16 protein-coding genes are annotated in these 12836 nt (G+C 60.8%); 4 read left to right on the forward strand and 12 right to left on the reverse strand.

The genetic code is table 11. The annotated features are described in order from the left end of the window. The first annotated feature begins 11 nt into the window (after positions 1-11). Positions 12-1850 carry a dihydroxy-acid dehydratase gene (ilvD, locus tag RGCCGE502_RS07585; RefSeq protein ID WP_016553571.1) on the forward strand — a complete coding sequence of 613 codons (1839 nt, stop codon included), beginning with the start codon at positions 12-14 and terminating at the stop codon, positions 1848-1850. Between the two features lie 37 nt (positions 1851-1887). Here ilvD and RGCCGE502_RS07590 read toward each other — a convergent pair whose 3' ends face one another. Together RGCCGE502_RS07590 and RGCCGE502_RS07595 are read right to left on the reverse strand one after the other, a co-directional pair. Continuing rightward, complete coding sequence (locus RGCCGE502_RS07590; RefSeq protein ID WP_141652302.1) at positions 1888-2238, reverse strand: lysozyme inhibitor LprI family protein; 351 nt, start codon at positions 2236-2238, stop codon at positions 1888-1890. Between the two features lie 13 nt (positions 2239-2251). Continuing rightward, positions 2252-2641: a YkvA family protein gene (locus RGCCGE502_RS07595; protein ID WP_016553573.1), complete on the reverse strand. Its 390-nt coding sequence runs from the start codon at positions 2639-2641 to the stop codon at positions 2252-2254. Positions 2642-2779: 138 nt separating this feature from the next. Between RGCCGE502_RS07595 and RGCCGE502_RS07600 the strand changes: the two genes are divergently transcribed. Together RGCCGE502_RS07600 and RGCCGE502_RS07605 are read left to right on the forward strand one after the other, a co-directional pair. Further along, on the forward strand, positions 2780-4183 hold the full coding sequence (locus RGCCGE502_RS07600) for a DegQ family serine endoprotease (RefSeq protein ID WP_016553574.1): 1404 nt from the start codon (positions 2780-2782) through the stop codon (positions 4181-4183). After that, positions 4180-5496 (forward strand): replication-associated recombination protein A, encoded by a 1317-nt coding sequence (locus tag RGCCGE502_RS07605; RefSeq protein ID WP_016553575.1) that lies wholly within the window; start codon positions 4180-4182, stop codon positions 5494-5496. The genes RGCCGE502_RS07600 and RGCCGE502_RS07605 overlap by 4 nt, the downstream gene beginning before the upstream one ends. Here the strand turns inward: RGCCGE502_RS07605 and RGCCGE502_RS07610 are convergent, their stop codons facing one another. From RGCCGE502_RS07610 to RGCCGE502_RS37750, 4 genes are all read right to left on the reverse strand, one after another. Beyond that, positions 5497-5799 carry a DUF1883 domain-containing protein gene (locus tag RGCCGE502_RS07610; protein WP_016553576.1) on the reverse strand — a complete coding sequence of 101 codons (303 nt, stop codon included), beginning with the start codon at positions 5797-5799 and terminating at the stop codon, positions 5497-5499. 107 nt (positions 5800-5906) lie between these two features. After that, a complete protein-coding gene (locus tag RGCCGE502_RS37745) occupies positions 5907-6170 on the reverse strand; it encodes a hypothetical protein (protein ID WP_019279763.1) in 264 nt (87 codons plus the stop codon). 111 nt (positions 6171-6281) lie between these two features. Beyond that, on the reverse strand, positions 6282-7193 hold the full coding sequence (gene dapA / locus RGCCGE502_RS07620) for a 4-hydroxy-tetrahydrodipicolinate synthase (RefSeq protein WP_016553577.1): 912 nt from the start codon (positions 7191-7193) through the stop codon (positions 6282-6284). A gap of 7 nt (positions 7194-7200) precedes the next feature. Then, positions 7201-7353, reverse strand: coding sequence for a hypothetical protein (locus tag RGCCGE502_RS37750; protein WP_019279764.1), 153 nt, complete (start codon positions 7351-7353; stop codon positions 7201-7203). Positions 7354-7770: 417 nt separating this feature from the next. On the opposite strand from RGCCGE502_RS37750, the gene RGCCGE502_RS07625 reads away from it, so the two are divergent. Continuing rightward, a complete protein-coding gene (locus RGCCGE502_RS07625; protein WP_016553578.1) occupies positions 7771-8178 on the forward strand; it encodes a DoxX family protein in 408 nt (135 codons plus the stop codon). Positions 8179-8193: 15 nt separating this feature from the next. Here the strand turns inward: RGCCGE502_RS07625 and RGCCGE502_RS07630 are convergent, their stop codons facing one another. The 6 genes from RGCCGE502_RS07630 to rpsI form a co-directional block, all read right to left on the reverse strand. Next, positions 8194-8970 (reverse strand): bestrophin-like domain, encoded by a 777-nt coding sequence (locus RGCCGE502_RS07630; RefSeq protein ID WP_016553579.1) that lies wholly within the window; start codon positions 8968-8970, stop codon positions 8194-8196. 101 nt (positions 8971-9071) lie between these two features. Continuing rightward, complete coding sequence (locus RGCCGE502_RS07635; RefSeq protein ID WP_016553580.1) at positions 9072-9863, reverse strand: sulfite exporter TauE/SafE family protein; 792 nt, start codon at positions 9861-9863, stop codon at positions 9072-9074. A gap of 15 nt (positions 9864-9878) precedes the next feature. After that, positions 9879-10811: an N-acetyl-gamma-glutamyl-phosphate reductase gene (argC, locus tag RGCCGE502_RS07640; RefSeq protein WP_016553581.1), complete on the reverse strand. Its 933-nt coding sequence runs from the start codon at positions 10809-10811 to the stop codon at positions 9879-9881. Between the two features lie 63 nt (positions 10812-10874). Continuing rightward, the gene (gene speB, locus RGCCGE502_RS07645) at positions 10875-11834 is read right to left on the reverse strand and encodes an agmatinase (RefSeq protein WP_016553582.1); all 960 of its coding nucleotides are present in this window, start codon (positions 11832-11834) and stop codon (positions 10875-10877) included. A 95-nt stretch (positions 11835-11929) separates the two neighbouring features. Further along, complete coding sequence (locus RGCCGE502_RS07650; protein WP_016553583.1) at positions 11930-12232, reverse strand: putative quinol monooxygenase; 303 nt, start codon at positions 12230-12232, stop codon at positions 11930-11932. 135 nt (positions 12233-12367) lie between these two features. Next, complete coding sequence (gene rpsI, locus RGCCGE502_RS07655) at positions 12368-12835, reverse strand: 30S ribosomal protein S9 (protein WP_016553584.1); 468 nt, start codon at positions 12833-12835, stop codon at positions 12368-12370. Position 12836: the final 1 nt, after the last annotated feature.

Here is a 12836-nt window from a genome sequence, read left to right on the forward strand (position 1 = left end):
GGAATACACCAATGCCAGCTTATCGTTCCAGAACCACGACCCACGGCCGCAATATGGCGGGTGCGCGCGGCCTTTGGCGCGCAACGGGCATGAAGGATTCGGACTTCGGCAAGCCGATTATTGCGGTGGTGAACTCCTTCACCCAGTTCGTGCCCGGCCACGTGCACCTGAAGGATCTCGGCCAGCTCGTCGCCCGCGAAATCGAGGCCGCCGGTGGTGTTGCCAAGGAATTCAACACGATCGCCGTCGACGACGGTATCGCGATGGGCCATGACGGCATGCTCTATTCGCTACCCTCGCGCGAACTGATCGCCGACAGCGTCGAATACATGGTCAACGCCCACTGCGCCGACGCCATGGTCTGCATATCGAACTGTGACAAGATCACGCCCGGCATGCTGATGGCCTCGCTGCGCCTCAACATCCCGACGGTCTTTGTCTCTGGCGGCCCGATGGAAGCCGGTAAGGTCGTCCTTCATGGCAAGACTCATGCGCTCGACCTCGTCGATGCCATGGTTGCCGCTGCCGACGACAAGATCAGCGACGAGGACGTCAAGATCATCGAACGGTCCGCCTGTCCGACCTGCGGTTCTTGCTCGGGCATGTTTACGGCCAACTCCATGAACTGCCTTACCGAAGCGCTCGGCCTGTCGCTTCCCGGCAACGGCTCGACGCTCGCAACCCATGCCGACCGCAAGCGCCTGTTTGTGGAAGCTGGCCACCTGATCGTCGATCTCGCCCGCCGTTACTACGAGCAGGACGACGTCAAGGCTCTGCCGCGCACGATCGCCTCCAAGCAAGCGTTCGAGAATGCCATGGCTCTCGACATCGCCATGGGTGGTTCGACAAATACCGTCCTGCACATCCTGGCGGCAGCACACGAAGGCGAGATCGATTTTACGATGGCCGACATCGACGGGCTGTCGCGTCGCGTTCCGTGCCTCTCGAAGGTCGCGCCCGCAAAGAGTGACGTCCACATGGAAGATGTTCACCGCGCCGGCGGCATCATGTCGATCCTGGGCGAGCTCGATAAGGGCGGCCTGCTCAACCGCGATTGCCCGACCGTTCACGCCGAAACGCTCGGGGACGCGATCGATCGCTGGGACATCACGCGCACCAACAGCGAGACCGTCCGCAAGTTCTACCGCGCGGCCCCGGGCGGTATTCCGACCCAGGTTGCCTTCAGCCAGGAAGCACGCTGGGACGAGCTCGATACCGACCGCGAAAAGGGCGTCATCCGCTCCGTCGAGCATCCCTTCTCCAAGGACGGCGGGCTTGCCGTGCTGAAGGGCAATCTGGCGCTGGACGGCTGCATCGTGAAGACGGCGGGCGTCGACGAATCCATCCTGAAGTTCTCAGGCCCGGCCAAGGTCTATGAAAGCCAGGATGCGGCCGTAAAGGCGATCCTCTCGAATGAAGTGGTTGCCGGCGATGTGGTCGTCATCCGCTACGAAGGCCCGAAGGGCGGTCCAGGCATGCAGGAAATGCTCTATCCGACGAGCTACCTGAAGTCGAAGGGCCTGGGCAAGGCCTGTGCGCTGATCACCGATGGCCGCTTCTCCGGCGGCACCTCGGGTTTGTCCATCGGTCACGTTTCGCCGGAAGCGGCAAACGGCGGCACGATCGGTCTGGTTCGCGAAGGCGACATGATCGACATCGACATCCCGAACCGCATCATCAGCCTGCGTGTCGACGACAAGGAACTGGCAAACCGCCGCGCCGTGCAGGAGGAGAAGGGCTGGCATCCGGCCGAGCAGCGCAAGCGTAACGTCACGACTGCGCTGAAGGCTTACGCCGCTTTCGCCACCAGCGCCGATCGGGGCGCCGTTCGCGATCTCGGCAGCCGCTGAGCTTCTTCTTCAAAAGGAACGTGAAATAAACCGGCCGCTAAAGTGGCCGGTTTATTTTTTTGTAGGTTTCATCCAACTGTTTCAGGCGCGCGTCGTATGCGGCCTTGATGCAGGCTGCGTCCGGTCCGCATTCCTGGCGCTTCGTCAGCCAGGCCGTCTGCTCGTCCTGCAACGTACCACGCGAGCCCATCGCCATCAGTCCGGATAGCAGGTCGAATGTCGTGACCATCTTGACATCGGCGTCGTTTAAGGCGCGGTTCTCGCAGATCATCTTCTCGTCCGGCTTCAACTCTTTTGCATCGCAGTCGAAACTCGCGGCCTGCGCCAAGCCCGGTAGCATCAACAGGGCGAGGGCGGTTATCGGGAGTGGGAGCTTGCGAGATTGCATCATGCATAGGTTCCTATTTGCTGACCATCCGGCCGGAAAGAGCCGTCACGACGAAGATGATGCAGCATGCCCATAGGGCAAGGATAAAGATCAAGCCGAGGCGACTCGACGGCCGGTCGAGGCGCGCTGCCGCTCTTGTACGCAGGTCCTCCATGACATCAGCTGGAACGAGGCGAATGGCCAGCATGATGCCAAGCGGTACGATCACCAGATCGTCGAGGTATCCGAGCACAGGTATAAAATCGGGGATCAGATCGACCGGCGAAAGGGCGTAGGCCGCAACCGCACCGGCGACGGCCTTCGCAGGCCAGGGCACGCGTGGGTCGCGCGCGGCAAGCCACAGCGCAACGATGTCACGCTTCAGTGACTTTGCCCATACTTTGAGCTTTGATATCAGATGCATACCGGCCGTTCCTGAATCAATTTGGCAACTGCGCTCAGCAGTTCGTGAGCTGCCTCATTCTTCCATGCTTCCGCCCTCTTTCCTTTCTAGCGTCCGGCGCTACAACGTCTTCACAAGAGAATTTCAGAAGGAATACCCATGCATGACCTGTTGAAGCGCGCAGCCCTGCCTTTCCTGGCTCTGGTGATCGCGCTACCGGTTTCCGCCAACGCTCAAACCGCGAAGACCGTACCGCAGAGCCAGACGGAAATGCAGCTTTCCTTTGCGCCGCTCGTCAAGCAGACAGCGGGGGCTGTGGTGAACGTTTATGCCGAGAAGACGGTGCGCCGACAATCTCCCTTTGCCGGCGATCCCTTCTTCGAGCAGTTCTTCGGCCAGCAGATGCCGAACCGCAGCGAGAAGCAATCGTCACTGGGATCGGGCGTCATCGTTGAGGCGAACGGCACGATCGTTACCAACAACCACGTCGTGGAAGGCGCAGATGATATCAAGATCGCGCTCTCCGACGGACGCGAGTTTCCATGCAAGGTCGTCTTGAGAGACGACCGGGTCGACCTCGCCGTTCTCAAGGTCGATACGAAGGAAACCTTCCCGACGCTCCAGCTTGGTAATTCCGATGCCGTCGAAGTCGGTGATCTGGTGCTGGCGATCGGCAACCCATTTGGCGTCGGCCAGACAGTCACGAGCGGTATTGTTTCGGCTCTGGCGCGCAACCAGGTCGTGAAGAACGAGTTCGGTTTCTTCATCCAGACTGACGCGTCGATCAACCCTGGCAATTCCGGCGGCGCGCTGATGAACATGAAGGGCGAACTGATCGGCATCAACACGGCGATCTTCTCGCGCGGTGGCGGCTCAAACGGAATCGGCTTTGCGATTCCTGCCAATCTCGTCAAGGTATTCCTCGCCTCGGCCGATGCCGGAGTGAAGTCGTTTGAGCGCCCTTATGTCGGCGCCACGTTCGATGCGGTGACATCCGAGGTTGCCGAAGCGCTCGGGCTCAACAAGGCGCGCGGCGCCCTCATCGTCAAGGTGACCGACGGCAGCCCGGCGGCAAAGGCCGGATTGAAGGCAGGGCAGATCGTGTCCGCCGTCGATGGCATTCCGGTCGAGCACCCGGACGCGCTTCTCTATCGCCTGACGACAGCCGGTCTCGGCAAATCGGTGCAATTGACCGTCGTGGAGAACGGCCGCGAGCAACAAATCGCCCTGGCACTCGACAGGGCCCCTGAGACCGCCCCGCGCGATCAGCGCACGATTGGCGGCCGTACGCCCTTTACCGGCGCCGTGGTCGAAAACCTCTCGCCTCGCGTCGCCGACGAACTGCGCATGCCCTCGGAATCGACCGGCGTTGTGGTTTCCGAAGTCACGGAGGACTCCCTTGCTGCCCGTCTCGGCTTTGAGCCCAAGGACATCATCATTTCGATCAATGGTGCCGAAGTGAAGACCACCAAGGAACTCGCGGCGGTCGCCGACGAGGATCCCAACTTCTGGCGCGTCGAGATCGAGCGCGATGGTCAGCGCATCCGACAGTTCTTCCGATGAGCGACGACCTCTTTGCACCTCGCATTCCCGAAGAGGTCGCTAATCGGCGGCCTCTCGCCGATCGCCTGCGGCCACGTTCGCTTTCGGAAGTCACCGGTCAGGAGCATTTGACCGGAGAGGATGGCGTGTTGCGACGGATGATCGAGAGCGGTTCGCTCGGCTCGATGATTTTCTGGGGGCCGCCCGGAACCGGCAAGACAACCGTTGCCCGGTTGTTGTCAGGCGAAGCCGGCCTTGCGTTCGAGCAGATATCGGCGATCTTTTCCGGTGTGGCGGACCTCAAGAAGGTATTCGAGGCGGCGCGTTTGCGTCGGATGGACGGCCGGCAGACACTCCTCTTCGTCGACGAGATCCATCGCTTCAATAGGGCGCAGCAGGACAGCTTCCTTCCGGTAATGGAAGACGGCACCGTCATCCTCGTCGGCGCGACGACCGAGAATCCCTCTTTCGAACTGAACGCGGCGTTGTTGTCGCGCGCACGTATACTGACCTTCAAGTCGCACGACGATGACAGTCTCCAGGAGTTGCTGAAGCGTGCCGAGGCGGCGGAAGGAAAAGCGCTGCCGCTGACGGACGATGCGCGGGCAAGTCTGCTGCGAATGGCAGACGGGGATGGGCGCGCCGTACTGACGCTTGCCGAGGAGGTGTGGCGCGCTGCGCGAGAGAAAGAAACCTTCGATACCGAGGGCCTGACGCGGATCGTGCAGCGGCGCGCCCCCGTCTATGACAAGGCCCAGGATGGCCACTACAATCTCATTTCAGCACTGCACAAGTCCGTTCGCGGCTCCGACCCCGACGCGGCGCTCTACTATCTCGCTCGCATGTTCGACGCGGGCGAAGATCCGCTTTACCTCGGGAGGCGTCTCGTCCGCATGGCAGTCGAGGACATCGGCCTTGCCGATCCGCAAGCGCTAGTGATCTGCAATGCCGCGAAGGATGCCTATGACTACCTCGGCTCGCCCGAGGGCGAGCTGGCGTTGGCGCAGGCATGCGTTTATCTGGCGACCGCGCCGAAGTCGAACGCGGTCTACACTGCCTTCAAGGCTGCGACGATGGCTGCCAAGCAGAATGGATCGCTTCTGCCGCCGAAGCACATCCTGAACGCCCCAACGAAGCTGATGAAGGGGGAAGGCTACGGCGAGGGCTATCGCTACGATCACGATGAACCAGACGCCTTTTCCGGCCAGGACTATTTCCCGGAGAAGATGGGCCGGCAAACCTTTTACGATCCGGCGGAGCGTGGTTTCGAACGGGATATCCGCAAGCGGCTTGAGTGGTGGGCGAAGCTCAGGAAAGAGCGCAATCAGCGCTGATCAGGAAGCGCGCATCTGCCCCGCAGGCGCGACGAGCTTTACGGCGGATTCCGCCAGGCCGTGATGGCCTTCCATGTCCACGACGAGATGCCAGTGGCCGCTGTCGGGAATGGAAAGACGGATCGGTGATTTCCGCGCGACGCCGCCGACATATTTGAAGTCGAGGACTTCGGTAAAGCGCTGATAGTTCGGTGCTGTCATCAGGCGTACGTTCGCAACGGCGTTCAACGTCACCTCGATGATCGTTCCGGCGCGCTGCTCATTCAGATCGTAGTGGGTAAAGCGGAAATTTGGTTTCGGCATCGGTCTGTGGCGGGGCTCGTCTCTGCCTGCACCATAGGGCCATTCCAGTTAAGGAAGCGTTTGTCATCTTGCGGCGAGCCAAACAGCCCGCCGCCGCGAAGGTCGTATCAGTGGATGTCGCTGTCGCCACGGTCGAGCGCTGTGAACGGCAAGATAATGCCATCGGCTGCGCGGCAAATCTGCTCGGGGTGATGATCACACTCGTCTGCTGCAAAATGCCGGGCGGCGTGCTCGCTGATGAATACGCCTCCAACGAGCCCCTGACGGTCCTGTACGACCCAGCGGCCGCTTCGATCCTGGCCAATTGTAAAACGTGCTGAACCCTGACGTTGAAGAGGTTCGATTCTGGAAGCAGCTTGAAGAGAAGGCATCGATTTTCCTTTCGAATTGTCTCCTGCCCTGAAGGGCAGTGCCACATGCATGAAGCTAATGAGACCCGCATGCGTCTTCCATTGGACCGGATAGGAGAAAATATAAAAATATCATATGGATAAGTATGAATTGCGAGCGCCAGAAGCGTACAGCATGGCTTGCGATAGCGACTGTTTCTCGTTCGCATCGACGGCCAGAAGCGGCAGACGGACCTCCGGATCAATCAAACGCAAGGTCTGGAGGGCGTATTTGATCGCAGCTGGGTCACCATCGGCGCCCAAAGCCGCTGTCAGCGGCGCCAACCTGTCTTCCAGTCGGCGCGCAGCCGGCAGGTTGCCGCCGCGGGCCGCCTGCTGGAGCGATGCATAGAGACGCGGGCAAAGGTTCGCGCCGGCCGAGATGACACCGCTGCCGCCTGTGCTCAGAAAAGGGAGCGCCGTTGCGTCGCTATCGGAAAGAAGCAAGAAACGCTGACGCCACTCCGGCGGCATGGCAAGTGCGGCGGCGCTGCCATCAGCAAGGAGAAAGCCGATGACTGACGGGATATCGGCGAGGGCCTTCAACGTCGATAACGTCATGTCGATCGCTGTCCGGAGCGGATTGTTCTCGACGATCAGCGGGAGGCTGGTTGCGGAGGCAAGCTGAGCAAAATGACCGGCGATCCCTTTCTGACTCGGCTTTGAATAGTAGGGCAGGGTCACAAGGGCAGCCGCCGCACCCAGCTCTTCGGCATCGCGTGTCAAGGCGATCGTGCTTGCGGTCGCATTCGTGCCGGTTGCCGCAATCACGGGAACACGCCCGCCGGCGGCCTGGACACAGGTAACGATAATTGCGGCGCGCTCGCTTCTAGTGAGCGTCGGTCCTTCCCCGGTCGGTGTGCAGACCGCAAGTCCGTCAACGCCACCGTGGATCTGCCGCTCGACGAGTCGTTCCAGTGCGGAAAGGTCGACCGTTCCCTCACAAAACGGCGTAACAAGTGCCGTCGTTGTAGCGCCGAGCCGCAATGCCCTGTCTACCTGCATGCTTGGCTCAAAAGCCGCCGAGGATGACGTAAAGCTCGACCGCGGCAAGCACGAGGCCGAACAGGACCAGCGCCCGGGCGGTCCGTCGTTCGCGCATTTGTCGTTTTGCTGCGCGGCGCGGGCGGGTGATCGGCGCGTTTGATAGCATGAAGTCTCGCATGGCATTCTACCTTCGCATTTCCAGGGAAGGCTAACGCCGTCCACGGTAGGAATTCCATTCAGCTGCGCGCGCGCGGATATAGAAATTCCATAAAGGTGGGCCGCGCCAAGCCGAACACTTTAGGTAAAATTCCTTAAATTGCAGATGGTTATCGGAAATTTCCGAATTATCGTCTTAACGACTTGATTCATCGTCGGAGAGTAGAAGGCGAACCCAGGGTTGATCTCGGTCGCGAAACTCGAACAGTATGTCGCTGGGAGTATCGGCCCGCCAGAAGAAATAATGGTCGCGGTTTGTCGGATGGGAGCATCCGGCGGCGTCCTTTGGGCGAAGGCTGAAGGCATCGCCCATCGTTGATGTGGGAAGCCGGAAGCCTCGACAATTTTGCTGAACGGCTTCGGCCGAGGGAGAGATGACATGAGCAAGACATTTGCAGTTCTGCTGGCGCGATTGATCTTCGGCGCCGTTTTCGCGATGGCCATGAGCTTCAAGTTCATGGATATGCAATCCACCGCAAGCTATATCGCTGCGGCAGGCTTTCCATTCCCGCTTTTTCTGGCGTGGGTGGCGGCCTTCTTCGAGCTGGCTCTGACGCTGGCCTTCCTGACAGGAGCCTTCTTTTCGGAAGCCTCCTTCCTTGCCGGCATCTACGTCGTGTTTCTGGCCTTTGCGTTCCATGGCCCGAGCCACTGGAGCGGCAATCAGGCAGAGTTCGGCTTCTTTATCGATCACTTCACCTTACTGGCCGGCTTGCTATTTGCAGCCGTTCACGGTCCGGGAGACACACTGGTCGTCAGGACGCGGTCGCCGCTCCTGGCTCGGTAGCACCGGACGGTCGCGCTATCCGGAGGCGGGCGGTGTCGCCAATTCTTCGAGCAGGCGTTCGAACGCCGTCGGCTTCAGGGTCGCCGGCGGATTGTAAGGATCAGAGAACGCGTAGATGAAGAAGAGGATGATGCCTGTGAACGCGCCGAGCACCGACAGCAGCAGCAGGTTTCGTGCATCGGGCGGATAGGGATAGTAGCCGAGCGCCATGAATACGACGCCCGAGACTGCTGCGAACCAGAAGATGCTGCTGATCGAGTCGGTGCCGCTGTTTTCGCGCTTATCCCGTGACTCAGCGATGCTGTGGACGTCAGTCAGCATGTGCTCGCGAATGCTTTGTTGGCGAGCATTGGTTGGCGTCAGGTCGAGCACTCGTTGGTAGACATTGTCCCACTTGTTCCAAGCCGTCGGAGAGAGCTGCCCGGTTCGTCCAAGCATTTGCCACTCTTCATCGACAACAATCTGCACGTATTCGAAGAGCGCTTGCTGGATTGGGGCGGCTTTCTCATCGGCGCCGTAGCGGTTCGCATCGAAATAAATGTCGGCAACGGCATTCGCTTCGGTGACGCTCTCGAACTTCAGTTGCTGATACTCGATCATCTCCTGCGCGAAGACGAGGGCGAGGATCAGCGCATGCAGTGAGGCGATTCTCATGACGATGGCGCCGGCAAGCTCTCTGTCCCTGCCGGTCGGATCGGCGCCCATGATCAGGCGCATCAGAAAGTAGAAGCTGAGCGTTACGACGATCGTCCCGCCAACAAAGGCGATGCCAAACAAGACAACGGCGGTCATGCGCGCTCCCCCCAAGGTCACTGGTGACTTTAGGCGGCGGACGAATTTTGATCAACGATGGTTGTGGCGCAGCGCGGCTCTACCGCTTCGAGGGCGTCGATCTATCGCAAGATTCCATCGAGCGCCGGCATTCCCAAAATGGCGGAGGCTGCGATCAGCAGATAGCAGATCGTCCGGAACGTGCTCTCCTTGGCGAGCCCGAACAGCTTCGAGCCGGCATAGAGGCCGATGGCGTAGCTCGGCAGGATGACAATGGTCAGAGCAAAGACGGCGTCTACGAAAAGTCCGCCGAAGTAGTAGCTGACAACACTGAAGCAAGTCGAGATCGCGAAATAAAGGATGATGTTTGCTCGCACCCGGCCAAAATCAGTCTTACCGCCGAGCCAGTAGGCGACGACCGGCGGCCCGCCGAGCTGCGCGGCGCCGCTGAAGAGACCGGCAAAGAGACCGGTCAGGGAAGTCAGGTATGTGCGCGGTTCGCCATGATATCGCCAACCTGAGACAAGCAACCCAAGCAGACAAACGGCAATCGCGGTAATCGCCCAGCGCAAGGCAAGCGGATCCATCAGCGCGAGCGCTGCGGTCCCCGCCGGTACGCCGAGAACCCCGCCTGCAGCCATCGTGAAGACTTCGCGGCGGTTGGCACTGCGCCAGGCCGGTGGGATCATTCCGAGCGTTGCCAGTCCGTCTATGACAAGCAGGACGGGCGAGATCAGCTTTGGGCCGATGATGGCTCCACCCAGCGGAACGAAGATCAGCGCTGCACCGAATCCGGAGAAGCCGCGCGCGAGCCCGGCAATCAAGGCAATAGCAACGAGCGACAGAATGCCCTGATCCGGCAAGGCGGCGACAAACCATGCGCTCGTGTTCGCCAGCAGCGTGTCAAACGACATCGATTGGTTCCGAAATCAGGAGGCGAGCATGAGGTCCATGTTCTGGACGGCGGCGCCCGACGCACCCTTGCCGAGGTTGTCGAGCAACGCGACGAGGTTGACCTGCGAAGCACCGGGAGTGCCGAACACGAAGAGCTTCATCGTATCCTTGCCGGCAAGCTCGACGGCATCGATGCGGGGCAGCTTGCGGCTCTCGTCCAGCGGCACAACTGTCACGATCTCCTGGCCAGCATAGTGGGCGACAAGAGCGGCATGGATGCTTTCGAGCGTCGTGCCCTCGGCAAGATCGTCGAGATGCAGCGGCACCTGAACGATCATTCCCTGCGGGAACTTCCCGACGGACGGGGAGAAGATCGGCGCGCGGTCCAGAAGACCGTGGATCTTCATCTCTGGCACGTGCTTGTGCGTCAGCGTCAATCCATAGAGAAAGTGCGGAGCCGAGATCGCATCGTCACGGCTCTGGTCTTCGATCTGCGCAATCATCTGCTTGCCGCCGCCGGTGTAGCCGGAGACCGCGTTGACGGTGACCGGGTAGCCGTCCGGCAGGATGCCAGCGGCGCGCAGCGGCCGAATGATGCCGATCGCGCCGGTCGGGTAGCAGCCCGGGTTGGCGACGAAGCGTGCCGCCTTGATCTTTTCGGCCTGCTGCTTGTCCATCTCCGCGAAACCATAGGCCCAGCTCGGGTTGACGCGGAAGGCGGTGGAGGTATCGATGACCCGCACGTTGTTGTTGCCTGCAACCATCTGCGCGGCTTCCTTCGAAGCATCATCCGGCAGGCAGAGGATCGCGACATCGGCGCTGTTCAGCATATCCTCGCGCATCGCGGCGTTGCGACGCTCGGCTTCCGGGATCGACAGAAGCTCGACATCGCGACGGCCGGCCATGCGCGTGCGGATCTGCAAGCCCGTCGTGCCGTGTTCGCCATCGATGAAGATCTTCGGTGCCATTGTCTCGCTCACACTTTCAATAGGTTAGAAAGAAGTCCGGAATCATTTTGTAAGAGGGATGAGTCAGCCGTGTGACGCGCTCGCGCGGCGCTCGGCATATAGACCAAGCATATACATCGCGACCGTCGCCCCCGCAATGGCAGTGATATCCGCGTGATCATAGGGCGGTGACACCTCAACGACGTCGGCGCCCCTGATGTCCAGCTGGTGCAGACGCTGCAGAACCGAGAGAATTTTGGCGCTCGAGGGGCCGCCGGATACGGGTGTACCGGTGCCGGGCGCGTAAGCGGGGTCGAGGCAGTCGATATCGAAGGTCAGGTAGGCCGGCGCACCATGGGTATGTGAGATGATCGTCGAGGCGATATCGCTCGCACTCATCTCTTCAAGCTGATGACCATAAAGAATATGAATGCCGAAATCCTCTGGCGCATGCGTGCGGATACCGATCTGGATCGACCGATCCGGATCGATGATGCCGTCCCGCGCAGCCCGCGCCACGAACGAGCCATGGTCGATCCGCCTGTTGTCGTCGAACCAGGTGTCTTGGTGAGCATCGAACTGGACGAGCGCCAGCGGGCCGTGCTTGGCTGCGTGCGCCTTGAGGATCGGCCAGCTGACGAAGTGGTCCCCGCCAAGGGTCAGCATGAAGGCGCCGCTGTCGACAATGGTCTTTGCCTGCCGCTCGATTGCCGCAGGCGTCTCGTGGTGGTTGCCGTAGTCGAGCAGGCAGTCGCCATAGTCGATCACAGCCATCTCGGCAAAGAGGTCGCGGTTGAAAGGATATTGCGGGTCGTTGTCGAAGATCGCCGACGCGCGCCGTATCGCCTGCGGTCCGAACCGCGTTCCCGGCCGATTGGAGGTTGCGGCATCGAAGGGGATGCCCCAGACGACGGCATCCGCGCCAGCCAGGTCCTTGGTGAAGCGACGTCGCATGAACGACAGCACGCCGGCGAAGGTCGGGTCGGTGGCTGCCGATGTGAGGCTCGTTGCCGTAAAAGCGTGGTCGATCGACTTGTTGGCCAAGACATGCTCCTCGAAGGTGTTGGTTGCTATGCCTACCAGAAACGAATCTCAAACCGAAAGGGCAAAACGGTGCCGGTCGCTCGGCCGGACCGGTTTTACCCCGGCAGCTTGTCGGCCAGCACTTCGGGCGTCCTCAGTTGCGGGGCCTCGGCAAGCAGTTCCTCCGCTCGGGCCATCAGCGCTGCAGCCACCTTGCCGTTCAGATGGGCCTGCCGGCCCGCCTCATCATTGAACGCATCGAAGATAGCGAATGTGCTCCGGTCATAGCGAACCGCAAACCACGTCACCGTACCAGGCTCCTGTTCCACCAGCGCCTGCGCGCTTTTCAGGAATGTCGCGACTTCCTCTTCCTTGCCGGATTTTGCTTTCAGTTCCACATAGATTGCTTGCTTGGTCATTCCTGCCTCCCTTGGCACGCGCTTGAAGCGCCTGGAATGCGATAGAACTGGCAAGGGAACGCGCCGCTTCAAGCGGCCGCAAAAAGAAAAGGCCGGGCAATAGCCCGGCCTTCGCATTTCCGTATTCCGAAGCGATTAACGCTTGGAGAACTGGAACGAACGGCGGGCCTTGGCCTTACCGTACTTCTTACGCTCGACGACGCGGCTGTCGCGGGTCAGGAAGCCACCCTTCTTCAGGACCGAGCGCAGGCCCGGCTCGAAGTAGGTGAGGGCCTTGGACAGACCGTGGCGAACGGCACCGGCCTGGCCGGAGAGGCCGCCGCCGGCAACCGTTGCAACGATGTCGAACTGGCCGTCACGGGCAGCAGCGACGATCGGCTGACGCAGAATCATCTGCAGAACCGGGCGTGCGAAGTATTCCGCGAATTCCTTGCCGTTGACGATGATCTTGCCGGAACCCGGCTTGACCCAAACGCGGGCAACGGCGTTCTTGCGCTTGCCGGTCGCGTAGGAACGGCCAAGCGAGTCGACCTTGCGGACGTGAGCCGGAGCAGCAGCTTCAGCGGACGTGCCGAGATCCTTCAGGGAGGAGAGGTCAGCCATT

Origin of the sequence: Rhizobium grahamii CCGE 502, assembly GCF_000298315.2 — a bacterium.
In the GTDB taxonomy this organism is placed as follows: Bacteria; Pseudomonadota; Alphaproteobacteria; order Rhizobiales; family Rhizobiaceae; genus Rhizobium; species Rhizobium grahamii.